Origin of the sequence: Ornithinimicrobium faecis (assembly GCF_023923225.1) — a bacterium.
Classification (GTDB): domain Bacteria; phylum Actinomycetota; class Actinomycetes; order Actinomycetales; family Dermatophilaceae; genus Ornithinicoccus; species Ornithinicoccus faecis.
In genome coordinates this window covers 3,110,932-3,133,579 of record NZ_CP099489.1, presented here as the reverse complement: position 1 = coordinate 3,133,579, position 22,648 = coordinate 3,110,932, and the positions used below count along the sequence as shown (strand labels likewise).

22 protein-coding genes and 1 tRNA gene are annotated in these 22,648 nt (G+C 69.1%); 14 read left to right on the top strand and 9 right to left on the bottom strand.

Annotation, left to right across the window (positions count from 1 at the left end):
* Nucleotides 1-14 precede the first annotated feature (14 nt).
* The 3 genes from NF556_RS14630 to NF556_RS14620 all read left to right on the top strand — a co-directional run bounded on the left by NF556_RS14630 (nucleotide 15) and on the right by NF556_RS14620 (nucleotide 2,363).
* Entirely contained in the window at nucleotides 15-1,187 is a 1,173-nt protein-coding gene (locus tag NF556_RS14630; RefSeq protein ID WP_252591648.1) for a sensor histidine kinase, read from the top strand.
* Nucleotides 1,184-1,840 carry a response regulator gene (locus tag NF556_RS14625; protein WP_252591647.1) on the top strand — a complete coding sequence of 219 codons (657 nt, stop codon included), beginning with the start codon at nucleotides 1,184-1,186 and terminating at the stop codon, nucleotides 1,838-1,840. Before NF556_RS14630 ends, NF556_RS14625 begins: the two co-directional genes overlap by 4 nt.
* A 136-nt stretch (nucleotides 1,841-1,976) precedes the next feature.
* A complete protein-coding gene (locus NF556_RS14620; RefSeq protein WP_252591646.1) occupies nucleotides 1,977-2,363 on the top strand; it encodes a hypothetical protein in 387 nt (128 codons plus the stop codon).
* Between the two features lie 23 nt (nucleotides 2,364-2,386).
* Here NF556_RS14620 and NF556_RS14615 read toward each other — a convergent pair whose 3' ends face one another.
* Nucleotides 2,387-6,502, bottom strand: a complete 4,116-nt coding sequence (locus tag NF556_RS14615; RefSeq protein WP_252591645.1) for an FtsK/SpoIIIE domain-containing protein — start codon at nucleotides 6,500-6,502, stop codon at nucleotides 2,387-2,389.
* Between the two features lie 245 nt (nucleotides 6,503-6,747).
* Here NF556_RS14615 and NF556_RS14610 point away from each other — a divergent pair, with 245 nt between their 5' ends.
* From NF556_RS14610 to NF556_RS14575, 8 genes are all read left to right on the top strand, one after another.
* A complete protein-coding gene (locus tag NF556_RS14610; protein WP_252591644.1) occupies nucleotides 6,748-7,986 on the top strand; it encodes a TadA family conjugal transfer-associated ATPase in 1,239 nt (412 codons plus the stop codon).
* Complete coding sequence (locus NF556_RS14605) at nucleotides 7,983-8,849, top strand: type II secretion system F family protein (protein ID WP_252591643.1); 867 nt, start codon at nucleotides 7,983-7,985, stop codon at nucleotides 8,847-8,849. The genes NF556_RS14610 and NF556_RS14605 overlap by 4 nt, the downstream gene beginning before the upstream one ends.
* On the top strand, nucleotides 8,846-9,769 hold the full coding sequence (locus tag NF556_RS14600) for a type II secretion system F family protein (RefSeq protein WP_252591642.1): 924 nt from the start codon (nucleotides 8,846-8,848) through the stop codon (nucleotides 9,767-9,769). Before NF556_RS14605 ends, NF556_RS14600 begins: the two co-directional genes overlap by 4 nt.
* An 84-nt stretch (nucleotides 9,770-9,853) precedes the next feature.
* Nucleotides 9,854-10,075, top strand: a complete 222-nt coding sequence (locus tag NF556_RS14595) for a hypothetical protein (RefSeq protein WP_252591641.1) — start codon at nucleotides 9,854-9,856, stop codon at nucleotides 10,073-10,075.
* Entirely contained in the window at nucleotides 10,072-10,509 is a 438-nt protein-coding gene (locus tag NF556_RS14590) for a TadE/TadG family type IV pilus assembly protein (RefSeq protein ID WP_252591640.1), read from the top strand. The genes NF556_RS14595 and NF556_RS14590 overlap by 4 nt, the downstream gene beginning before the upstream one ends.
* 1 nt (nucleotide 10,510) lies before the next feature.
* Complete coding sequence (locus NF556_RS14585; RefSeq protein WP_252591639.1) at nucleotides 10,511-10,978, top strand: pilus assembly protein; 468 nt, start codon at nucleotides 10,511-10,513, stop codon at nucleotides 10,976-10,978.
* Entirely contained in the window at nucleotides 10,968-11,459 is a 492-nt protein-coding gene (locus tag NF556_RS14580; RefSeq protein ID WP_252591638.1) for a pilus assembly protein TadG-related protein, read from the top strand. The genes NF556_RS14585 and NF556_RS14580 overlap by 11 nt, the downstream gene beginning before the upstream one ends.
* A 113-nt stretch (nucleotides 11,460-11,572) precedes the next feature.
* Nucleotides 11,573-11,649 (top strand) — tRNA-Met (locus NF556_RS14575).
* 131 nt (nucleotides 11,650-11,780) lie between these two features.
* Here the strand turns inward: NF556_RS14575 and NF556_RS21420 are convergent.
* Nucleotides 11,781-11,903 (bottom strand): hypothetical protein, encoded by a 123-nt coding sequence (locus tag NF556_RS21420; RefSeq protein WP_256829317.1) that lies wholly within the window; start codon nucleotides 11,901-11,903, stop codon nucleotides 11,781-11,783.
* A gap of 454 nt (nucleotides 11,904-12,357) precedes the next feature.
* On the opposite strand from NF556_RS21420, the gene NF556_RS14570 reads away from it, so the two are divergent.
* The 3 genes from NF556_RS14570 to NF556_RS14560 all read left to right on the top strand — a co-directional run bounded on the left by NF556_RS14570 (nucleotide 12,358) and on the right by NF556_RS14560 (nucleotide 16,491).
* On the top strand, nucleotides 12,358-13,734 hold the full coding sequence (locus NF556_RS14570; RefSeq protein ID WP_252591637.1) for an NAD(P)/FAD-dependent oxidoreductase: 1,377 nt from the start codon (nucleotides 12,358-12,360) through the stop codon (nucleotides 13,732-13,734).
* Nucleotides 13,735-13,828: 94 nt separating this feature from the next.
* Nucleotides 13,829-15,121, top strand: coding sequence for a M16 family metallopeptidase (locus tag NF556_RS14565; protein WP_252591636.1), 1,293 nt, complete (start codon nucleotides 13,829-13,831; stop codon nucleotides 15,119-15,121).
* Nucleotides 15,118-16,491, top strand: a complete 1,374-nt coding sequence (locus NF556_RS14560; RefSeq protein WP_252591635.1) for a M16 family metallopeptidase — start codon at nucleotides 15,118-15,120, stop codon at nucleotides 16,489-16,491. Before NF556_RS14565 ends, NF556_RS14560 begins: the two co-directional genes overlap by 4 nt.
* Here NF556_RS14560 and NF556_RS14555 read toward each other — a convergent pair.
* The 7 genes from NF556_RS14555 to NF556_RS14525 form a co-directional block, all read right to left on the bottom strand.
* On the bottom strand, nucleotides 16,471-17,184 hold the full coding sequence (locus NF556_RS14555; RefSeq protein WP_252591634.1) for a M15 family metallopeptidase: 714 nt from the start codon (nucleotides 17,182-17,184) through the stop codon (nucleotides 16,471-16,473). The genes NF556_RS14560 and NF556_RS14555 overlap by 21 nt on opposite strands.
* A 37-nt stretch (nucleotides 17,185-17,221) precedes the next feature.
* Nucleotides 17,222-18,040: an inositol monophosphatase family protein gene (locus NF556_RS14550; protein ID WP_252591633.1), complete on the bottom strand. Its 819-nt coding sequence runs from the start codon at nucleotides 18,038-18,040 to the stop codon at nucleotides 17,222-17,224.
* A gap of 132 nt (nucleotides 18,041-18,172) precedes the next feature.
* Entirely contained in the window at nucleotides 18,173-19,207 is a 1,035-nt protein-coding gene (gene rsgA, locus NF556_RS14545) for a ribosome small subunit-dependent GTPase A (RefSeq protein WP_252591632.1), read from the bottom strand.
* On the bottom strand, nucleotides 19,204-20,532 hold the full coding sequence (aroA, locus tag NF556_RS14540) for a 3-phosphoshikimate 1-carboxyvinyltransferase (protein ID WP_252591631.1): 1,329 nt from the start codon (nucleotides 20,530-20,532) through the stop codon (nucleotides 19,204-19,206). Before aroA ends, rsgA begins: the two co-directional genes overlap by 4 nt.
* A 6-nt stretch (nucleotides 20,533-20,538) precedes the next feature.
* Nucleotides 20,539-21,039: a DoxX family protein gene (locus NF556_RS14535; protein WP_252591630.1), complete on the bottom strand. Its 501-nt coding sequence runs from the start codon at nucleotides 21,037-21,039 to the stop codon at nucleotides 20,539-20,541.
* A 57-nt stretch (nucleotides 21,040-21,096) separates the two neighbouring features.
* A complete protein-coding gene (locus NF556_RS14530; protein WP_252591629.1) occupies nucleotides 21,097-21,777 on the bottom strand; it encodes an alpha/beta hydrolase family protein in 681 nt (226 codons plus the stop codon).
* Nucleotides 21,774-22,622, bottom strand: a complete 849-nt coding sequence (locus NF556_RS14525) for an SOS response-associated peptidase (protein ID WP_252591628.1) — start codon at nucleotides 22,620-22,622, stop codon at nucleotides 21,774-21,776. Before NF556_RS14525 ends, NF556_RS14530 begins: the two co-directional genes overlap by 4 nt.
* Nucleotides 22,623-22,648 lie beyond the last annotated feature (26 nt).

The following is a 22,648-nucleotide window of genomic DNA, read 5'->3' as shown; positions in this document are numbered from 1 at the left end:
CGGGAAGGAGGGGGATGACCACGATGAACACGGAGCGGGCCGAGGTGCCCGCCTGGGTGCTCACTGCTCTCGGCGCGGCCGGTCAGGCGATCGCCGTCGCCGTGGTGATCGCCGTGGGCTCGGTTGGTGGGCAGGTCGCTGGGCTCGGTGCCTATCTGTTTGCCGTCGGCTTCGGGGCGCTGCTCCTGCTGCGCTCCTGGGCGCCAGCGACCGTGCTGGTGCTGACGGTGCTGGGCACCTTTGCCTACTATGTCGCCGACTATCCGCCGATCGGGATGGCGGTGCCGGTGTTCGGTGCGCTCTACAACGCCGCCGAGCGGGGTCGCGTCGTCGTGGCGTCGGTGGCCGGCGCCGTGCTGTTGGTGGTGGCGCTGTATTTTCGGATCCAGGATGGTGAGTCCAGTGCGGTCCTGGCCTATGACGTGATCACCAACGCCGCGCTGATCGGGTGCGCCATCGCCCTGGCACTCACGGTGCGCAGCCGACGGCATCTGGGTGAGGAGCGCGAGCGTGCCGTGCGGCTGGAGAGGGCCGCCCAGCAGGAGCGTGCGGCCCGGCAGGTCGAGGAGCAGCGCCTGCAACTGGCCCGGGACGTGCACGACTCGCTCGGCCATGCCCTCACGCTGGTCTCGGTGCAGGCCCGGGTGGCACACCAGGTGTTGGACACCGATCGCGAGGCCGCGGTGGTCGCCCTCGACCGCGTCGCCAGCGCGGCTGGCTCGTCGCTGACAGACCTGCGGCGCACCCTGGACACCCTGCGGTCCGATCGTGACGGCACTGGGCACGCCCCCATCACCCTGGCCGGGATCGAGCGGACCGCCCAGGCAGCCCGCGACGCTGGTCTGGACGTGGACCTGGTCGTCGACGTGGCTGGTGCGGACGCCCCCGGCCCCGTGGCGAGTGCCGCCTTCCGCATCGTGCAGGAGTCGATCACGAACGTGCTGCGTCATGCGCAGGCCACCCGGGTGCGCATCGAGGTCCGAGCCGGCTCTGGGGTGCTGCACCTCGAGGTCGCCGACGACGGCAGGGGCATGGCCGCCGACCGCGCGGCCGAACGGCACTCGGGTGGGCGGGGGATCGCCGGCATGCAGGACCGGGCCGAGCTTCTCGGCGGCACCTTCACGACGTCCGAGCGCGGGGGTGGCGTCACCGTCACCGCCGACCTGCCACTGGGCGAAGCCCCATGATCCGGGTCGTCATCGCCGAGGACGAGCCGCTGCTGCGCGGCGGGTTGCGGGCACTGGCTGAGCACGACGGTGACATCACCGTCGTCGGGGAGGCAGACCAGGGTGGGACGGCGCTCGCCCGGACCCGCGAGACCCGACCGGACGTGGTGCTGATGGACGTCCGAATGCCTGGCCTCGACGGGATCGCCGCGACGCAGCTGATCACCGAGGACCCAGAGCTGGCGGGCATCGTGGTGCTGGTGCTGACCACGTTCGCCGAGGACGACACCGTGGTGGAGGCCCTGCGGGCCGGAGCCGCCGGCTATCTGCTCAAGGACATCGCACCGGCGGACCTGCGAGCGGCGATCCGCACGGTCGCCGGAGGTCATCCGGTGCTGTCTCCGGATGTCACTGCGACCGTGATGCGCGCAGCCGCCAGGGCGCGCTCGGGTGTCGACACCGACCTGATCGCCCACCTGGCGCCGCGTGAGGTGGAGGTGCTGGCCGGCGTGGGGCAGGGACTGAGCAACGATGAGATCGCCGCGGCGCTGTTCATCAGCCCGGCCACCGCCCGCACCTATGTCAGCCGACTGCTCGGCAAACTGGAGGCACGCGACAGGGCCCAGCTGGTGGTCCTGGCCCACCGCACCGGGCTGGCCGGCATCCAGGACTGAGCGCACTCGCGGCTCCGTTGGCCTGCACAGTGACTGTCCCAGCGCTCGGGTCCGTCCATCGGGCTCCGATGATCGTGCCCCTTCTCGGGCCCACCTGAGACGAGAGCACCGGGCCTCGACGATTAACCTTGCACCCATGGCCATGACCGCTCCGACTCCCACCGACCGCCAGGTGCTCCTGGGCAAGGTGGCTTCTGTGTTGGTCGGGGCGGAGGCCCTGGCGATCGCCGGTTTTGCGGTGTTCTATCTGGTCGAGCTCGTCCTGGGTGAGGGCAGCGACCCGATGATTGTGCTGATGTCGGCGCTGACCATGGTGGTCTTCGTGGTCGGGCTGGGCTATGTATCGATGGGACTGTGGCGCCGTCACCCCCGGGCGCAGGCGCCGGCCATCGCGTTCAACTTCCTGCTCGTGCCCCTGGGCATCGCGATGTTCCAGTTTGCCCCGCCGCTGCTGGCTGGGACGATCCTCGTCACAGCGGTGGCGACCATCGCGTCCGCCGCGTTGATGGGTCGCCTGGCCTGACCTGACGGTCATCTGGACAGGGGTCAGGGGCCCGGCCGAGCGACCTGGATTGCCGTGCACGCGCCTCGGGCGACTAGCACTCCTCGGCCGGGCAGCCGCTCATCACCCGTCGGCACGGCCGCCCCGAAGCCGGCCCCGTCCGCGGCGCTCTCCGGCTGCAGGATGATGCCGGTGCGTCCGCGGGCCACGCGTGCGGCCAGGCCGCGGAAACCTCCGAGGTCGTCGGGCTCTCCGGTGACGGCGACGAGCCGCTCGCGCGGGTGCTCATGGGAGCGTGGTGTGTCCAGCCAGGAGAGCAGCACGTCCTCGACGCCGTTGGTGCTGAGGCTCTCGAATCCGTCGACGGTGACGAGAGTCCCGTCCTGACTCTCCTGCAGTTGACGCTCCAGGGCAGTGGTGTCCCGAATCAGGGCCTCGTCAAGGACCACCACGGACCATCCACGAGAACGAGCTGCGTGCTCGAGTGTGTGCAACGTGGTGGTGCGTCCACTGCCCGGTGGCCCGACGATGCCGAGCGCACCCACGCCTGTCGCGGGAAGCGGTAACTCGCACGGCTCGGCCGCGTCACCACCGACGCCGAGCACCAGCCCGGCTGCACCGGCGGGGTCCAACGTGTCCAGGTCGACCGTGCGAGGCAGGGCACGAAAAACCCTCGGACCTGTGCCGGGCGGAACAGACGACACCCGCGCGACCATCTGGCTCAAGGCGGCCACCTGCTCGGAGCCGTCCGCGCCGGAGCCGACCACTGCCACCTGACCCACGACCGCGTCGCGCAGACGGACGGCCCGGCCTGGCGGCATACGGCCAGGCACCTGCGACTTGGTCAGGCCAGCCATCAGCAGATCCGCGGGATCGGTCAGACGCAGCGACCACATCTCGCCGAGGAGTGGGGCGATCCTCCCCGCGAGCAGGGAACGGTCACCCGTCACGACAGCGACGACGCCGACGGCCAGTCCCTCCCGCAGGATCTGCAACACCTGCTCGAGTGGACGCCCGCGCTCTGACTCGCCATAGATCTCGGTGAAGCGTGCCCACCCGTCGATCACGAGCACGACCAGTGGCCACGGATGGGTCGCGCTCGCGCGTTGCTCGGCGAGTGAGGTGTAGCCGTCGGCGGCAAGCGCCTGCTGTCGCTCGGTGACCACCCGGGCGAGGTGTGCGATGACTCGACAACCACGCACCACGTCGGGTGCCGCGAGGACGGCGCCCACCTGGGGTGCCTGGAAGAGCGTCCCGAGACTCCCGGCCAGGTCGAAGGCATAGATGTGAGCGTCACCCGGGGGACGGGCCAGCAGTCCGGCCAGGATGCTGCGCGCGACGGTGCTGCGGCCGGACCGCGCGGCCCCAGCGAGGCCCAGGTGCCCGTCGACCAGGGGGTGCCAGCAGTGGACCGGCTGGAGTTGTTGAGCAGGAAGGTCAGTCAGCATCAGGGGCAGACCTCCCCACCCTGCTGGCTCACCGTCGGCGGGCAGGTCGGCGAGGGGGACGAACTCTGGCAGGGCTGGCAGCCAGGGTGAGGGCGGCGGGGTCGCTCCCACCGCGGTGGCTGCCTGCGTCGTGGCCGCGGTTGCACGGGCCAGCGTCGAGGTGCCGTCATCCTCCGGTGCCTCTGGGGTCGGGTGGCGGTCTGGTGACCAGAGATCGTGCACCGGGATGATGCTCACGGACTCGGCGTCATCGGCTGAGGCGGTCGCCGCAGGCGTGGAGCTGCTGGCAACCTGCACCGTGCGTGGTGCGTCGGCGCCGGTGCGGATCAGGGCCCGCCCCGGAACACCTTCTGGCAGGTCTGCGGCCGCCTGCGAGTCGATGACGTCATAGGAGTCCGAGCCGTCCCGGACGCGCAGAGCTATGCGCAGATTGACGTTGGCGCGGACGTCAGCAGAGACGACGCCACCGGGGCGCTGGGTGGCGAGGACCAGGTGGACCCCGAGGGACCGCCCGAGCGCGGCGATCCGCACGAGTCCGTCCAGGAAGTCGGGGAGCTCTTCGGCGAGCGCCCGAAACTCGTCGATGACCAGGACCAGCCGGGGCATCGGCTCACGTGGGTTCAGGGCTTGGTAGGCCGGGAGGTCCGGCACTCCAGCATCGGCCAGAATGTGTTCGCGACGTTTGAGCTCTGCGGTCAGGGAGGTCAGGGCGCGGTCAGCCAGGTGCGGGTCCAGGTCCGTGATGACCCCGACCACATGGGGAAGGGCGGCGGCCTCGGCGAAGGCAGATCCACCCTTGTAGTCGACCAGGACCATGACGAGCTCGTCCGGGCGGTTGACGAGGGCGAGGGAGGTGACCAGGGTGCGGAGGAGCTCCGACTTGCCGGATCCGGTGGTCCCGGCTACCAGAGCGTGCGGTCCGTCGGCCGCCAGGTCGAGGGCCACCGTGGACGTGGCATCTCGGCCCAGTGCAAAGCGGGTTGAGCGTGGCTCCGCGCGCCAATGGTCTGCCAGCGCGTCGGCGCTGATCGGCGGCACGATGGTGGTGAGATCGACACGGAGCGGGACCGAGCCAGGGCCATCGTCCCTCGAGCCGTCGCTCAGTGGTGCCAGGAGGCGGGCCGTGCGGTGGGTCCGCACGGCCGAAAGCAGGTCGGGGGTGCAGGTGAGGGGACCCGACGACGTGGACACCTGCAGGGTTGGCCCGTTGACAGCCACCACGATTGAACTCTCGGCGGCTTGTGATTCGTTGTGACACAGCACGATCGGGATGACCTTGGGCTCATTCTGCTCTGCCTCGGTGAGGCTCCCGAAAGCGCGATGCCCTGTCCCGGTGTCAGCATCGGTCGGTCGGGCTTGAGGGATGATGTCGCTCGGCTCGGTCGTGTCGATGAGGTCGTGCACCTGGATCTGGGCACGGCTGTGCAGGCCGGGTGAGGCATGTGGCAGCCAGGCCATCCAGTCCCAGTGCGCGCGCGAGGCAGCGAAGGCACCAGCGCACGAGGGAGCAGCGAGGTCAAGACTGAGCTCACTGGGGGCGTGGAGCATCGCCAGTTGGAGCAGCACGCTGCGCGCCAGCGCACGCGTCTGTGCTGCCGACCCGACCAGGGACAGTCCGTGACGCAGATCGATCTCGATCGGGACCAGGGGTGCGACCTCGGGCACGCCCCCGATGGTGACTGTGGTGGATTGCTTGCCTGCGCCCAGACGGCAGATGAGGTTGTCGCTGGGGCGGCTCCACAGCAAGGGGCCAGCCTGGTGAGCGTCCTGGATCAGGCGTGCCAGGTCTGGCGCGCGCTCGTGCCGAGCGCGAAGTTCGACGGCCACCGCGTGCCTTCCCACGTCCTGGACCGCAGCCAACGCTCGACGATGGGTCTCCTCGGAGGCCAGACACTCTCGGCGATACCGACGTCGTTCTCCGACATGGCTGCCCAGAGCCATGGCTGGTGCCATCAACCCGAACAGCAGTAGGGCTGGCATGGACAGCACGACAGCCAGCAGCACGGAGACGCCGAGGGGGATCAACCAGCCCAGTGCGCCCGGAGCCACTGGGGCTGTCGGTGTGGCCCGAACAGGATGGTCGAGCTCGACCGGAGCAATGGACGGTGGGACCTGGTGACGAGGGGCGACGACCAGTCGACCCTGACCGTCTGCCGCCGATCTCGGCAGGGTGGCGACCGTGGGGACCAACGCCAGGGTGGAGGCCCCAGCGCGCAGTGGGACCCCCGGCGTCCAGATCGTGGGCTCCTCGACGAGGGACTCGTCGAGGAGGGTCCCGTTGGTCGACATCCCGTCCTCGATCAAGATGCCGTGACGCGTGGTCGACAACGTGAGGTGGTGACGTGAGAGGCCGGGGTCGTCGATCATGACGTCGCACCACGAGCCGCGCCCGATCGTCAGTCTGCCCCCGGTGCGGAGCGGAAACGCGCCCCCAGCGTCGGGGCCGCCGATGACCCACACGGCCACCGGCGCCCAGGTGCTGTCGGAGACCTCACCTGCGATCTTTGGCCGGAGGGTCACGCCATGAATCAGGGGTGGGTCCCCGAGCACCGCCTCGTCGGTGAGGAGGAGCGCTTGACCGGAGCCCTCCGCCACCATGTCCGTGTGGAGGCCAAGTGTCGTGGCCACCGGACCCCACGGGGCGCCGGCTCGCGCACGCACACCGACGGTGCGCACGTGCCGCCGGTCGCCGACAGAGATCCGCAGTTCCACACGCTGATGGTGTCGCGATCGGGGCCCCAGGACTGAAAGTTGTCCACAGCCGCAGTTGTCCACAGGGTCTCAGTGAACTCGGAGGTCATCCACATGCTTCGTTCGGATTGTCCAAAAGTTTCGCAAACTCTGTAGACCTTGAGCGGGTCAGACGGTTACGTGGTGGCCCATCACCGAGGCGACAACGCAGCGGTTGACAACTGTGGACCGGCGCTGTTGCCGGAGAAGGTGCGACGGGGGGTCTCGTGCAGACGACCATCCAGACACTCGAGGACGAAGTCCGCGAGCAGATCCGACAGCGCCGTCTTGACCCGGCGACTGACGACCTTGCCCTTCGACACCTAGTGCGCGAGGTCGTGTCTGACTTTGACGAGCGAGCCATGAAAGGTGGCGTCCGCCCACTCCAGGACGCAGAGGAGGCGGGCCGTCTCCTGCTGGAGTCTGTCGCAGGACTCGGACCTCTTCAGCAATATCTGGATGACCCCGAAGTCGAAGAAATCTGGATCAACGACCCAGGGAAGATTTTCGTTGCCAGGCACGGCCGCTCAGAGTTGACGCCCACCTTGCTGTCCGAGCAGCAGGTGCGCGACCTGGTCGAGCGGATGCTGCGCTCGTCGGGTCGGCGCGTGGACCTGAGCAGTCCGTTCGTGGATGCTGCCTTGCCCGACGGTTCCCGACTTCACGTGGTGATCCCCGACATTACGAGGCGTCACTGGGCGGTCAACATCCGGAAGTTTGTGGTGGCCGCCGACGAACTCTCGGACCTGGTCCGCCTCGGCTCGCTCCCGCAGCATGCCGCGACCTTTCTGACGGCGGCTGTTGAGAGTGGGCTCAACATCCTGGTTGCCGGAGGAACCCAGGCGGGGAAGACAACCATGCTCAACTGCCTGGCTGCCGCCATCCCACCCAACGAACGAGTGGTGACGTGCGAAGAGGTCTTCGAGCTGAAGATCCCGCTGCGCGACGTCGCAGCGCTGCAGTGTCGTCAGGCCAGCTTGGAGGGCACCGGTGAGGTGCCCCTGCGGCGGCTCGTCAAGGAGGCCCTGCGGATGCGGCCCTCCAGGATTCTTGTCGGAGAAGTGCGCCAGGAGGAGAGCCTCGATCTCCTGATCGCCCTGAACAGTGGTTTGCCAGGCATGTGCACGGTGCACGCCAACAGCGCTCGCGAGGCGGTCACCAAGATGTGCACCCTGCCCCTTCTCGCCGGAACAAACGTCGCGAGTGGTTTCGTGGTCCCGACCGTGGCAAGTTCCATCGATCTTGTGGTTCATATGTCGCTGTTGCCGGACGGTCGCCGCTCGGTGCAAGAGATCGTTGGCCTGCCAGGTCGCGTGGAGGCAGAGGTCGTTGAGATCGCCGACATCTTTGTCACCCGCGACGCCACCCTGGTGCGCGCAGACGGGTTCCCACCGCACCCAGAACGGTTCGAACGGGCGGGGCACAACCTCGCGGACCTGCTGGCGCCGGGAGGTGGGAGGCCGTGAGTGGCGCTCTGCTCGGCCTGACGCTTGGTCTCGGACTGGCGTGCATCTGGTGGTCCTTCTGGCCACAGCCGGAGCAGGTCGTCTCCAAGCGTCGACACCCGGCCCTGGCTCGGCTGGACGACGACATCGTCCTCGCTGGCATCACCTCGGTCCGGTGGCCCGGGTTGCTCGCGGGCTGTGTTGTGGCGGCTGCGACGGTGCTCGTCCTCGGACTGGCCGTCACCAGAGTCCCGGCGGTCAGCCTCGCGTTCGCGGGCATGGCCGGTTGGGCGCCGTTGGCGGCCGTGCGTGCTCGGGCCCGCACGAAACGCTCCCGGCTCCGCGAGGTGTGGCCTGATGCAGTGGACCACATCGCCTCCGGAGTGCGGGCCGGTCTCGCCCTGCCTGAGGCACTGACCCAGCTGGGGCAACGTGGCCCGGCTGAGTTGCGCCCGGCGTTTGAGGCCTTCGGCCATGACTACCGGGCCAGCGGCCAGTTTGCCGACTCGCTGGATCGTCTCAAGGAGCGGATGGCAGACCCGGTCGCAGACCGTCTCATCGAGGCTCTCCGACTGGCTCGCGAGGTCGGTGGGAGTGACTTGGGCAGGGTGCTGCGGACCCTGTCAACCTTTCTGCGCGAGGACGCACGCTCCCGTGCCGAGCTTGAGGCACGTCAGTCCTGGACCGTGAACGCTGCACGCCTGGCCATGGTGGCACCGTGGATCGTGTTGCTGTTGATGGCCACCCGCGGCACTGCCCTTCAGGCTTACCGCGAACCCACCGGCGTGCTCATCTTGTTCATCGGTGCTGTCCTGTCGGTTGCGGCCTTTCAGATCATGATTCGCATCGGCCGACTCCCCGAGGAACAGCGGGTGCTTCGATGACCATGTCGATCTTCCTCGGGGGACTGCTCGGGGGTGTTCTGGCAGTCGGACTGCTGCTGATGGTTGTTGGCGTGCCCATCGGTCGGCAGATAGACCTCGGAGCGCGGATCGAGCCCTACCTCGACCAACTCCCTGAAGGCACAGCACGGCGCCCGGGGACCAAGTCTCGGGGCCGCGACGGCGCAACAGACGGCCTGCGCTGGGCAGGCCGAGTCGTGGACCGAGTTCTGGGCGGAGCGGACTCAGTGGCACTGCGGCTGCAGCGGGCCGGGCTGCCGGCTGACGTCGAGGGATTCCGGATCCAGCAGGTGCTCTGGGGCGTGGCTGCGGCCGTGCTGGTCGCCATCGTCGGCTCCCTGGCCGTGTGGACCCGAGGCGTCAGCGTGCCTGCGTTGGCGGTGGTGATCCTGACTGCAGCCTTCGGTGGGGTGCTCCTGCGTGACCAACTGCTCTCGCGGGCAGCGACCCGACGCGAGCGACGCATCATGGCAGAGTTCCCGGCGATCGCTGAGCTCCTGGCCCTCTCCGTGACGGCAGGGGAGGGCACCACTCAGGCGTTGGACCGGGTCGCCAGACTCTCCCGCGGAGAACTGTCTGACGAACTGGAACTCTGCCTGGCTCAGGCTCGCACGGGAGCCACCATGGCGGAGGCACTCGAGGGCATGGGTGACCGGACCGGGCTCGGACCCATCGTGCGATTCGTCGACGGTCTGGTCGTTGCCATCGAACGTGGCACTCCGCTGGGGGAGGTCCTGCGCGCTCAGGCCCAGGACGCCCGGGAGGCCGCTCGCCAGCAACTGATCGAAGAAGGGGGCCGACGCGAGATTCTCATGATGATCCCCGTTGTCTTCCTCGTCCTGCCCGTGACCGTGCTGTTCGCGGTCTATCCGGGGGCTTCCCTCCTCCGGCTCACCGTCTAGCGCTTCACTCGCGCTGGCACCACAACCATGTCCACCCAGACGCAAGTTCAAGACCACAGATGCACCACTGGAGAGGAAACCACCATGCAGGCACTGACCCGCCAGCGGAACCGACTCACCTCGGCGATCACGAACTATTCGACCCGAGTGGCCACCTGGGCGAAACAACCCGAGCGGGGTGATGTGCCTGGCTGGGTCCTCATCACGATCATGACCGCCGGGTTGGTCGCAGCCCTGTGGCTCGTGGCGGAGCCGCTGCTGTCCGACCTGTTCGTGACGGCCGTGTCGGGAGTCAGCGGCCCGTGACCACCTCCCTGGGCGCGGACGCCCAGGACATGAGCCGTGGACTGCTCAAACGAGGACTCCTCCGCTCAGACCGCGGGGCTGCGACGGTTGAGTTTGCCCTGGTCTCGGTGGTCTTGGTGCTCCTGTTCCTGGCGACCGTCCAGATCGGCTATGCCCTGCACGTCCGCAACACTGCGACGGCGCACGTGATCGAAGGTGCCCGGGTTGGAGCACGCGCGGACAACTCGACCGGTGACGGGGTCGCTCGAGCCTCCGAACTGCTGGCGACGACGCTGCCTGGACGCTATGGGACCACGGTCCACGGAGAGCGTGTGACGCTCGACGGAGTCGAGGTGGTGCGTGTGTTTGCCGAGCTACCACTGCCGGTGATCGGACCGCTGGGTGTGCCGGGCAGCATGACCGTGACTGGCCAGGCCTACGCCGAGGGGCAGTGACGTGCTCGGCCGGCTCCGCACCCTGCTGCGCCACATCGGTGGCACGGCCCCAGACCGTGGGTCCATGCTCGTCGAGACCGCCTTCCTGCTCGTGCTGGTGATGCTGCCGCTGCTCTATCTCGTGGGCACGCTCGGCAGGCTCCAGGCGGGCGCCTATGCCGTGTCAGCAGCGGCGCGCGAGGCGGGGCGCACTTTTGTCACCAGCGATGACGACGCCGAGGGTCATGCTGCGGCGCACACGTCGGCGATGCTGGTCATGCAGGCACACGGTTTCACGACCGATGAGGGTGGCGTCGCCATCGCGTGTGAGCAGAGCCCTTGCCTGACGCCGGGGAGCACGGTGCGCAGCGACGCCACCATTGACGTCGCGCTCCCACTCATCCCAGACTTCCTGTCCGGCGCCCTCCCGACCACGGTCACTCTCTCCTCGAGTCACGTCTCACCGGTGGATGAGTTTCGTGAGCAGTGACGCGGCGCGGGGACTCCGGCGCATCCGAGGTGACCTGGAACGGGGGAGGGAGAGTGGGCAGATCAGTGTCCTGCTCATTGGCATGGCGTCCATCGCCCTGCTTCTTATCCTGGGCGTGGTCGGAGCAACCTCCGTCCAGCTCAGTCGCATTCACCTGCTCGACGCGGCCGACGCCGCAGCACTGGCCGCAGCTGACGCGGTGGACGAGGAGACGCTGTATGCCGTTGGGCTGGGTGACGGGGTCCCGCTCACCACGCAGGGGGTCGCCGGCGCGGCTCAGGAGCACCTCGCCCGGCAGCCGATGCCCGATCGTGTGCTGGGCTGGGAGGTTGCGGAGGGCACCGGGACCACGGATGCGCGCACCGCGGTCGTCCGGCTCACCGGCGAGGCGGAGATCCCGCTGATCAGTGGCATCCTGCGCCAGCTCGGGGGCAGCGTCTCGATCACCGTCGAGTCACGTGCGCGCTCCGAGCTTGATTAACCGCGCTGCGTCGGTTGGTGAAGCCTGTGGAAGCCTCCCGTGAACAACGGGCGTGGTCGACGTGACCATCAATTTGTTCGGGCGCTGGCCGTGCCGTATGGTTGGGATCACGACGCGGGGTGGAGCAGTTCGGTAGCTCGCCGGGCTCATAACCCGGAGGTCGCAGGTTCAAATCCTGCCCCCGCTACCACCGGAAGGCCGGTTGATCAGGCGAAATGCTTGATCGACCGGCCTTCTTCGTCTGCCCGTAGAAGTTGCTACCGCTGCCGGCCTGCGAGCAGTCCGTGCGAGCGATGTGCTCGTCGGTCAGGAACCGGACCGTCACGTGTCCAGGCGTGCGAGCAGTTTGGCTCGTAGCCCGTCCGGTGGGTAGAGCGCTTCGATCCGCTCCTGGAGCTCGACCCCTTCGCGCTCCTGCCCGCTCAGGGACTCCTCTGCACGCACCGACTGCTGATCGCCGGATGTTCCTGCCCCGCAGTAGTTGCCTGCTGAGCAATGAACCTTGGAACGAGACACCCCATCACCGGTACCTTGGATCAAGGAGGTGCACCGACATGACCGCGAGGCGATACAAGAGTCCTATCCTTCCGTGCCCTTGGGCGACATCTACGCCGTATTCACCTATTGCGTGCGGCACCGAACTGATGTCGACGCCTACCTCGCAGAGCGTGCCGACCAACGGGCTGAGACGCGCCTCGAAGCTGAGAGGTGGTTCCCGCCTGCGGCGCTACGTGCCAGGATGCACGCCCGGTGTGGCGCATGACGATCAAGTTCCTCCCTGATGAGAACTTCGATCACACGCCTCTTGCAGGCGCTGCCCAACTAACACAGGCAGGGTGGCGGAAGTCACGGCATACTCGGTCTCATTGCTTGGTTGTTTCTTGTGAGGAGGCACCACATGAACCCCACTGCCCGGCGGCCCAGGGTCGTCATCATCGGGTCCGGCTTCGGCGGCCTGTTCGCAGCCCGCGCCCTGGCCAAGGCCGATGTCGACATCCGCCTGATCGGTCGCACGACCACCCACCTGTTCCAGCCCCTGCTCTATCAGGTCGCGACCGGCATCCTGTCGCCCGGAGAGATCGCTCCCGCGACCCGTGAGGTCCTGGCCCACCAGGACAACGTGCAGGTCGAGCTGGGCGACGTCACAAACATCGACGTGGAGGCCAAGACGGTCACGGCGACCACCCTGGACATGCCACGGACCTTCAGCTATGACCACCTGATCGTCGCCGCTGGTGCAAACCAGTCGTGGTTTGGCAACGACCAGTTCGCAGACTTCGCGCCGGGCATGAAGAGCATCGACGACGCCCTGGAGTTGCGCGGCCGGATCTTTGGTGCCTTCGAGCTCGCCGAACTCGCCGCAGCCGACGGTCGCCACGATGCGGCCGAGGCCCTCACGACGTTCGTGGTCGTCGGCGCAGGACCCACCGGTGTTGAGATGGCCGGGCAGCTGGCCGAGCTCTCACGGCGCACCCTCAAACACGACTTCCGGCACATCGATCCCCGCAGGGCCAAGATCTATCTGCTGGACGCCGCCCCAGCCATCCTCGGATCGTTTGACGAATCGCTGCAGGTCAAGACCCGGGCCGCGATGGAAAAGCTGGGCGTCACCGTGCGGCTGGGCGCCAAGGTGGTCGACGTCGACGCCAGGGGCCTGGAATATCAGGACGCGGACAGCGAGACCCACCGCATCGAGGCGCTGACCAAGGTGTGGGCCGCCGGTGTCGCCGCCTCGCCGCTGGCCCGGGTGCTCGCCGACCAGGTCGGACTCGAGGTCGACCGCGCGGGCCGCATCCCGGTCAACGCTGACCTGACCCTGCCCGGCCACGACGACATCTTCGTCGTGGGTGACATGGCCTCCCTCGACGGGCTGCCTGGTGTGGCGCAGGTGGCCATCCAGCAGTCCCGTTACGCAGCCTCCAAGATCAAGGCGTCGCTGGGCGGCAAGCCGGTGACCGAGCCGTTCGCCTATTTCGACAAGGGCAACATGGCCACCATCTCGCGGTTCCGCGCCATCGCGGAGATCGGCAAGGTCAAGGTCACCGGGTTCCCGGCGTGGGGACTCTGGTTGGGCGTCCACCTCGTCTACATCATTGGGTTCAAGTCCCGCATCACCACGCTCCTACACTGGATGGTGAGCTTCCTGGGGCGTGGACGGGCCGAGCGCAACATCACCGAGCAGCAGATCTTCGGGCGCCTGGCGATGCACCGGGTCAACGACCTGCCGCAACGTGCCGCGCGCAACCTCGGGTGGCACCGGGACGACGAGACCTGAGCCACGAGCCCCCAAGGAGCTCGGGACTCCGGATCCTGCTGGGCGGGGCCCTGCTCGGTTAGAGCAACCGCCCCGATGTGCTTACAGTGATCCGATGCCGTTGGACTATCCGATCGCCACCCGCACCCTGAACAACGGGCTGCGGGTGGTCGTCAGCCCCGACCACACCGTGCCGACCGTGACCGTCAACATCTGGGTCGGCGTCGGCTCACGCCACGAGCGCCCCGGCAGCACCGGTCTCGCGCACCTGTTTGAGCACCTGATGTTCCAGGGCTCGGCCAACGTCGAGGAGGGCGAGCACTTCTCCCTGCTGATGGAGCAGGGGGGCACCCTCAACGCCACGACCTGGTTCGACCGGACCAACTACTTCGAGACCGTGCCCACCGGCGCGCTCGACCTGGCCCTCTGGCTCGAGGCAGACCGCCACGGCCGGCTGCTGGACGCCGTCAACCAGGCCAACCTGGACAACCAGCGGGACGTGGTCAAGGAGGAGAAGCGCCAGCGCTACGACAACCAGCCCTACGGCACGGCGATCGCCGACCTGGGCAGCCTCGTCTTCCCGGAGGGCCACCCCTACCACCACCCCACCATCGGCTCGATGGAGGATCTCGACGCGGCCGCACTGGAGGACGTGCACGCCTTCTATCGGCAGCACTACACCCCCGCCAACACGGTGCTCACCCTCGTCGGGGACATCACCGTCGAGGAAGGCTTTGCCGCCGTCGCTCGGCACTTTGACCCGCTCCATCATGCGGCCCCAGAGCCACAACCGCGCGGGGCGCAACTGTCGCCATTGACGCAGGCTCCGCGGCTGGAACGGGTTGAGGAGGTCCCCAACGACCGGCTCTACCTCGGCTTCCGACTGCCCGTGGCGCACACGCCGGAGTTCATCGCCTGCTCGGTCGCACTGGACGCCCTGGCGAGCCTGATGACCAGCCGGCTCTATCGCCGACTCGTCCGCACCGAGGAGGTCGCCACCAGCGTCTCCGGGGCCTCGCTCGGCCTCGTCGACGGTGCGTCTCTGGGGTTCCTCGGTGTCGACGTGGCAACCGGAGCGGACAGTGCGGCCGTCGAGGCCGCAGTCTGTGCCGAGCTGGAGAAGTTCGCCCTGGAGGGCCCCACCGCCGTGGAGCTTGAGTCATCGCTGGCTGACACCGAGCGGTCGTGGCTCGAGGCACTCGCTGGTCACCAGGAGCGAGCCGATCTGATCAGCCACTACGCCCTCCTGCACGAGGACCCGGAGCACATCAACACCTATCTGGACACTGTCCGAGCAGTGACTGCTGATCAGGTCCGCGACGCCGCCGCACGGTGGCTGGTCCCCGACGCCAGGGCCACGGTGGCGTTCAGAGCCGTCGATGAGGAACCACAGGAGGTGGTCGCGTGAGCACCCTGTCCGCAGCCGGGCCACGTCCCGTCGTCGCCGAACCTGCCCCGTGGTCGTTCCCCCAGCCGGACCGGTTTGTGTTGTCCAACGGGCTGGCCGTCCAGGCCTTCGACATGCCCGGCCAGCACGTCCTCTCGCTCCAGCTCGGGATCCCTGCCCCCCTGGCCGGCGAGCCCCTCGAGGTCGAGGGGGTGGGCCTGATCATGGCGCGCTGCCTCGACCTGGGGACCGCGCGGCATACGGCTGACGAGCTCGCAGAGCTCCTGGCGCGCAAGGGGATTGCCCTGCACGCGGGTGTGGGGGAGCGGGGCGTCATCGTCGAGGTCGACACGATCAGCCGCAACGTGTCCGAGGCGCTGGACCTGATGGTCGAGTGCCTGACCGAGGCGACCTTCCCCGAGGCCGAGGTGCGCCGCGAGGTGCGCCACCGGCTGGCTGACATCGGGCAGGACAAAGCCGACCCCGCCAGCCTGGCCTCCCTGGAGTTCATCGCCACCTACTTCGACCCGAAGGACCGGGCCTCGCGACCCGGGGGTGGCAGCCACGAGAGCGTCTCGCAGATCACGGCGGAGCACGCCCGTGCCTATCACGCAGCGACCGTGCACCCCGACGGTGCCGTGCTGGCAGTTGCGGGCGACCTCACCGGCATCGCACTGCAGGAGGAGCTCGAGCGTGCCCTGGCGGCCTGGTCGAGCGTCCCGAGCCACCAGCCGGCCACCGGGTCGCAGGGCACCAGGGCTGCCGATGCGGGGCGGATCGTCTTCGTGGACCGTCCCGGATCGGTCCAGACCGAACTGCATCTGGGTGGCCCCGGGCCGGACCGCGGCGACCCGCTCGGCTGGGGTCCCTACCAGGTGCTGTCATTTGCCATCGGTGGCTCGCCACACGCCCGCATCGACCGCGTGCTGCGCGAGGAGCGGGGCTACACCTACGGCATCAGGGCCGGCTTCCGGCACCGCTCACACGGAGGCCTGTTCACCGCCCTGGGCTCGGTGCGAGGCGAGGTCACGGTGGAGGCGCTCGAGGCACTGTTGGACATCCTTGATCTGCGGGGCAGCGACCTCACCGATGCCGAGCTCGCCCACGCCGCTGGCTATCAGGCGCGCACCGCCCCCGGGAGGTTCGCCACGTGTGAGGCAGTGGCCGGCGAGGCCGTCTCCCTCGCGCTGGACGGGCTGGACACCGACTTCGTCAGCCGCACGGTGGCGCAGATCCGGACCCTCGATCCGGACGTCGCCCGGCAGGCGTGGGACCGACACCGCGGCACGGACTGGACGGTGGTCCTGGTCGGCGATGCCGAGCATGCAGCGGGGGTGCGTGCCCTCGGACGCGGCGTCGTGGACATCGTGTCAGCCATGCGAGCCGAGTAGCTCGCCAAGACGCACGGAGGAGGCTGGCGGGGCCAGGTAGGTGCTGATCAGCAGGTAACCTCGCCGGTTCATGTCCCCGGCGACCTGCGGGCCCACGTAACGGATGTGCCATGGCTCGTAGGCGTAACCCGTGATGTCCCGCGTGCCCTCGGGGTAGGAGATGACGAAGCCGAACTCGTGGGCATGTTCTGCCACCCAACGCCCCTCGGTGGTCTCGCCAAAGCACATCTTGAGATAGCACTCGCCGGTGGTGTTGTCGAGATCGACGGCGAGGCCGGTCTGGTGCTCACTGTGGCCCGGGCGGGCGCTGACAGCGTCGGCTGAGGCGGTGCCGGACTGCCGCGCCCAGTATTCATAGGTGCCGGCCTGGGTGTCGTAGGAGCGGTAACCGCTGACCACCCGGTAGGCCAGCCCGTCATCCGCGGCGGCGGTGAACATCAACTCGAGCTGGTCGGCCACCTCGGCGCGCAACTCGAAGTCGGTGTGCGGCCAGGTGACGAGGTCCTCAGGCGCGTAGTCGAGGGGGTGGATGGGTCGCTGCTTGGTCACCACGGCGAGCAAGTTGGCGGTGTCGTCCCGCTCCAACGCGGTGCGGTGGTCGGGCACGCTCGGGTCGGCCCCGGCGACCTGGATGCCGGTGCAGATCAGCAGGGCCGTCAGACAGGTCGCGGCCAGAGTGCGCCAAGCATGCACCCAGCCAGTATGGCCGCTCAACGGCCGTTGCGACACCTCACGCGAGCTCTGCGGCGTCATCCACCGTGTCCAGCCCGTCGTTCAGCAGCGAGAGCATGCCGTCGTGCAGCACCCCGTTGGAGCTCACCCCGCTGCTCCCGAACGGTCCGTCAGTGCCGTCCAGGTCACTGAAGCGACCCCCGGCCTCAGTGACGATCGGGGCCAGGGCCGCCATGTCATGAATGGCCAGTGCTGGCTCCACCGCCATGTCCACGGCACCCTCGGCGACGAGCACATGGCTCCAGAAGTCGCCATAGGCACGGGTGCGCCAACACCGGCCCGCCAGGCGCAGGAAACCCTCCCTGCGGGGGTGGTCCAACCAAGAGTTGAGCTCGGCATAGGACAGCGAGGCGTGCTCGACGCGGGAGGTGTCTGAGACGTGGATCCGAGAGGCACGGGACAACGAGCGACCGGTCCAGGCGCCGGAGCCGCTGCCGGCCCACCAACGTCGGTTCAGGGCAGGCGCCGCGACGAGCCCCACCACGGGCACGTCATCGACGACCAGACCGATCAGGGTGGCCCACACGGGCACACCCCGCACATAGTTGACGGTGCCGTCGATCGGGTCGAGGATCCAGCGACGGTTGCCGTGTCCGGTCGTGGGCAACTCTTCGCCCTGGACAACGTCGCGCGGCCGGGTGCGCCCCAACTGATGACGCAGCAGCTCCTCGGTGTGCCGGTCTGCGCGGGTCGCCATGGAGCCGTCCTCCTTGAACTCAACCTGCAGATCATCGCTGCGGAAGGAGTCCAGGGTGAAGCGCTCGACCGCGTCGGCCAGGACGTGGGCGAGACGCATGTCGTCGTCGAAGGAGGCCATCGGCACCACGCTAGCTGGTGGGAGGTCGATCGGCGCGGAGGTCTGCCCGTCTCGGCGGCCAGCCGCGGCCGTGGAGCCAGTGCCCGATGGCGGCTGGCGCTCGGCCCGGGTGGCGGCGCGGGCGTGCAGCGGCTAGGCGTGGGTGGTGGACGAGTCCGTGCTGTCGCCGGTGCGGCTGCGCAACAGGCGCCGCAACGACTCGAGCCGGACCACACCCGAGGCACCGGCGCGCCCGGCCGCGACCCAGGCGTCCAGGGCGCACTCCGGCTCGTCATGGCTGCAGCCACGCGGACACTGCTCCGCGCCCCGTGCGAGGTCGGGGAAGTGCTCGATGAAGGTGCCCGGGTCCACGTGACCGAGGCCAAAGGACCGCACGCCGGGGGTGTCGACCACCCACCCTCCCCCGGGAACCTCCAGCGCGACGGCACTGGTTGATGTGTGGCGTCCGCGGCCGGTGACGTCGTTGACCACACCGACGGCGCGCCGGGCCGCCGGCACCACAGCGTTGACCAGGGTGGACTTGCCAACTCCAGAGTGACCGACGAAGACACTGACCCGGTCCCGCAGGTGCTCCAGGACCTGCTCAACGCCCTCGGCTGGTCCCTCACCGGAGGGGTCCAGCGAGGTCGTCACCGACGCGACATCGAGCGGGCCATAGATCTCCAGAAGCGGCTCGGCCGGCGCCAGGTCGGACTTGGTGAGCACGAGCAGTGGCTCCAGCCCGGCGTCATAGGCCGCGACGAGACAGCGATCGATCATGCGGGGGCGGGGCTCGGGGTTGGCAAGGGCCGTGACGATGACCATCTGGTCGGCGTTGGCCACGATGACCCGCTCGACCCGGTCGGTGTCGTCAGCCGAGCGGCGCAGCACCGAGGTGCGGGGGAGCACCCGGACGATCCGGGCCAGGCTGTCGGGGCCACCGGAGGAGTCACCCACCAGGCCGACGCGGTCACCGACCACGATGCTCTTGCGGCCCAACTCCCGGGCGCGCATCGCGGTCACCTGGCGGTCGTCGAGGCGAGTGGTGTAGCGGCCCCGGTCGACCCCGATGACCAGGGCCTCCTCAGCGTTCTCATGGGCAGGGCGCTCCTTGGTGCGCGGCCGGCTGCCGCGGCGGGACGGTCGCACGCGCACGGACGACTCGTCGAGGTGGTCATAGCGACTCACCCGGCACCCCGCTCAGGCATCGCCGTGGCGCCCTGACCGAGCACCAGGGCGCTCCAGGCCTGCTCGAAGGCAGGGTAGGTCTTGGCCACCGTCTGGGCATTGAGCACCTCGGTGCCCGGGACACCGAGCGCCAGAACCGCTGCGAACATCACCATCCGGTGGTCGTCGTAAGTCTCCAGCGCGCCCGGATAGAGACGCCCCGGCAGGATCTCGAGGCCGTCGTCAGTCTGGGTGACCTCGCCCCCGAGGCGAGACAACTCGGTCTCGATCGCGTGCAGCCGGTCGGTCTCGTGTCCGCGCAGGTGCGCCACGCCCCGAATGCGGGTCGGGGTGGCTGCGAGTGCCGCCAGGGCCGCCACCACCGGGGTCAGCTCGCCGACGTCGTGCAGGTCGAGGTCGGCGCCGCGCAGCTCGCCCGCCGGCGGTCCGGTCACCGTGAGGGTGCCGACACGGTCTGCCGTCTCGGTGAACTCCACCTGAGCACCCATGGTGGTCAGGATGTGCCGCATCTGGTCCCCGGCCTGCGAGGTGTGGGTGGGCCATCCGGTCACCCTGATGGTGCCGCCGGTCGCCGCCGCAGCGGCCAGGAAGGGCGCGGCGGTGGACAGGTCCGGCTCGACGTCGATCCGTTGACCGCGGACCGGGCCTGGGGCCACCCGCCAGACCCCTGGCTCGGGCTCACTGACCTGCACGCCAGCCGCGCGCAGAGTCTGCACCGTCATCTCAATATGCGGGGTGCTGGGCAGCCGATCACCCGTGTGGCGCAGCACCAGGCCCTGATCGAAGCGGGGCGCTGCCAGGAGCAGGGCACTGACGAACTGCGAGCTCGCGGACGCGTCCACGCCCACCTCGCCGCCGCTCACCCGGCCCGTGCCGCTCACCGTGAAGGGCAGCGTGTTGCGCCCGCCGTGGTCGACCTGGATGCCGAGGGCAGCCAACGCATCCAGCAACGGCGCCACCGGTCGGGTCCGAGCCGCCTCGTCACCGTCGAAGTGCACCGGGCCGTCGGCCAGAGCAGCCACTGGGGGGACGAACCGCAAGACGGTGCCGGCCAGACCACAGTCGATGGTGCTCTCGCCGCGCAGCTGCTGCGGCGGCGTCAGGACCCAGGTGCTGTCGTCGCTGGCACGCTCGACGGTGACCCCCAGCGACTGCACAGCACCGAGCATCAACTCGGCGTCCCGCGAGACGAGCGGACGGTGCAGCGTCGTGGGACCGTCGGCCAGGGCTGCCAGCAATAGGTGCCGATTGGTCAACGACTTGCTGCCGGGCACGACGACAGTGCCGGTGACGGGGCCCGACGAGGCGGGCGCTGCCCAGACCACGGTGCTCTAGAAGGGGAGCTTGTCGGAGAACGAGGAGACGGCGTTCTTGGCCGCCAGCTGGGACTCGAGCGAGGCGATGTGGGCGGCATTCTTGGTGCGCCACACCAGGCCCGGGTTGCCGGCCGTGTCGAGGGTGGCGAGCATGACGCCACCGAGCAGGCCGAGGTTGCCGAAGAAGGCACGCTTCTCGGCGGCCTTGACCTCGGGGTCGGTCTCGTCCCAGAAGCGGTGCTCAAAGACCGTCGCGGGCACCAGGCTCAGGGCCAGGGCCGCGCCGGCGACCCGGGGGAACTTGCCCAGCGCCAGGAGCGTGCCGGCACCGGCCATGACCGCACCGTTGACGCGGACCAGCAGCTCGGGGTCGCCGGGCAGACCCAGCGGCTCGGCCACGGAGGTGGAGAACTCCTGGGCCGCGGGGATCCGGGAGCCGGGGTGCTGCAGTGCGTCGATGCCGCGCGTGATGAAGGCGCTGGCGAGGAGGGGACGGGCGAACTTGCGGAAGACCATGATGCTCCTGTGTTTTCGGCCGGTGGCAGGGTGACGGGTCGGGGCACCCTGTGGGTTCTAACCTAACTGTTCCAGCCAGGAGAGCACCGTGCGAGTCACCAGCCCCTGGTCACGCGATGGGGAGTGGTTGCCCGGCACGTCCACCAACTCCACCTGCGTTGAACCGGGCTGTGTGTCCTCTGGTCCGGCGCTCAGTGCCTCGCGCACCTCGGCGGGAGTGCCGAATGGGTCGGCTCGTCCCTGGACCACCAGCGTGGGTATGCCGAGGCGCACCGGGGTCAGCAGCTCCGGGGCCCTGCTCTTGTCGGGTCGGCCCGGTGGGTGCAGGGGGAAGGCGAGGCAGAGCACGGCATCGGCCCGGGGCAGGTCGGTGTCCGGGTTGCCGGAGCTGGTGCGGCAGGCGACCCGGGCACCAGCACTGCGACCGCCGTAGACCAGTGGGCGGGGGAGTGGCGTGCCGGGCAGGGCGGGAACGATCTCGCTCCAGGCGGCGTCGAGCGTCGGTGGGCGAGTGGCCACCTTGCGTCCGGCCACCCGCCACGGCTGCTCAACCAGCACAACGGTCCAGCCGTGCGACGTCGCCTGCAACACGCTGCGCAGATCCTGGGGCCAGGACCCCAGGGCCCCGCCGGCGCCGTGGCCGAGCACGATCGTGCCGCGGCTGCCCTCCGTCGGTGCGTGGACCCGGACCGCCGCCGGCCCCAGGCTGGTGGACAGCGTGATCGGCTCGCCGATCATCCGCCGAGCACCTCGCCCGTCGCCGGATTGACCGCCCCGATCAACGCCTCGTCCGGCAACCGATCCAGCAGGTGGGGGCCGTTGTTGCGCGTCGTGTTGACCTCGGTGCCGATCGGATAGGCCTCGAACCGCCCGGCCCCGGGTGACTCGAGCAGTGCCCGGACGGCGTCCGGGTCGGTGGTGCCCGGGTCGAGCCACTCCCGCCAGTCCGCACGCTCGAGGACGACTGGCTGACGGTCGTGGACCCGGTCCAGGCCCGGCTCGGCCGCCGTCGTGATGATGGTGAAACTGACGACCCAGGCGCTCGGGTCATCCTGCGCGGCGTTCTTGTCGCGCCAGAACTCATAGAGGCCGGCGAACCCGATGTCGTCGCCGTCGCCACGGTGCATGTAGAACGGCTGTTTGCGGGGCTTGCCCTTGGTGTCTTTGGCCACGGGGGAGACCTGCCACTCATACCACCCGGCGGCGGGCACCAGGCAGCGCCGGGCGACCGCAGCTCGTGCGAACGCGGGTTTGTCCAGCAGCGTCTCGGCCCGGGCGTTGGTCATCCGCAGGCCGACCTTGGGGTCCTTGGCCCAGGACGGGACGAGTCCCCAGGTGAGGTGGCGCAGTTGGCGGGCGGGCTCGGCCGACTCGTCCTGGGTGCCGTCGGCACCTCGCTGCACCCGGGTGAGCACGACCGGCGCCTGCTTGGAGGGGGCCATGTTGTAGTCCGGCGTCCCGGCCGGTGGATCCTGCGGGTTGACCAGCACGCTGCGCGAGGTCTCACCGGTCGCGTCGACCTCGACCTCGAAGGCCTCGATCAGTTCATCAGGGTCGGCCGTGGCCGCATACCTACCGCACATGCACCCAACCTACGACGGACGACAGA

What these genes read in the sequence shown, in the direction of transcription:
- NF556_RS14630 (WP_252591648.1), top strand. Translation starts at nt 15, where the DNA reads ATGACCACGATGAACACGGAGCGGGCCGAGGTGCCCGCCTGGGTGCTC.
- NF556_RS14625 (WP_252591647.1), top strand. Translation starts at nt 1,184, where the DNA reads ATGATCCGGGTCGTCATCGCCGAGGACGAGCCGCTGCTGCGCGGCGGG.
- NF556_RS14620 (WP_252591646.1), top strand. Translation starts at nt 1,977, where the DNA reads ATGGCCATGACCGCTCCGACTCCCACCGACCGCCAGGTGCTCCTGGGC.
- NF556_RS14600 (WP_252591642.1), top strand. Translation starts at nt 8,846, where the DNA reads ATGACCATGTCGATCTTCCTCGGGGGACTGCTCGGGGGTGTTCTGGCA.
- NF556_RS14595 (WP_252591641.1), top strand. Translation starts at nt 9,854, where the DNA reads ATGCAGGCACTGACCCGCCAGCGGAACCGACTCACCTCGGCGATCACG.
- NF556_RS14570 (WP_252591637.1), top strand. Translation starts at nt 12,358, where the DNA reads ATGAACCCCACTGCCCGGCGGCCCAGGGTCGTCATCATCGGGTCCGGC.
- NF556_RS14565 (WP_252591636.1), top strand. Translation starts at nt 13,829, where the DNA reads ATGCCGTTGGACTATCCGATCGCCACCCGCACCCTGAACAACGGGCTG.
- NF556_RS14550 (WP_252591633.1), bottom strand. Translation starts at nt 18,040, where the DNA reads ATGGCCTCCTTCGACGACGACATGCGTCTCGCCCACGTCCTGGCCGAC.
- NF556_RS14535 (WP_252591630.1), bottom strand. Translation starts at nt 21,039, where the DNA reads ATGGTCTTCCGCAAGTTCGCCCGTCCCCTCCTCGCCAGCGCCTTCATC.
- NF556_RS14530 (WP_252591629.1), bottom strand. Translation starts at nt 21,777, where the DNA reads ATGATCGGCGAGCCGATCACGCTGTCCACCAGCCTGGGGCCGGCGGCG.
- NF556_RS14525 (WP_252591628.1), bottom strand. Translation starts at nt 22,622, where the DNA reads ATGTGCGGTAGGTATGCGGCCACGGCCGACCCTGATGAACTGATCGAG.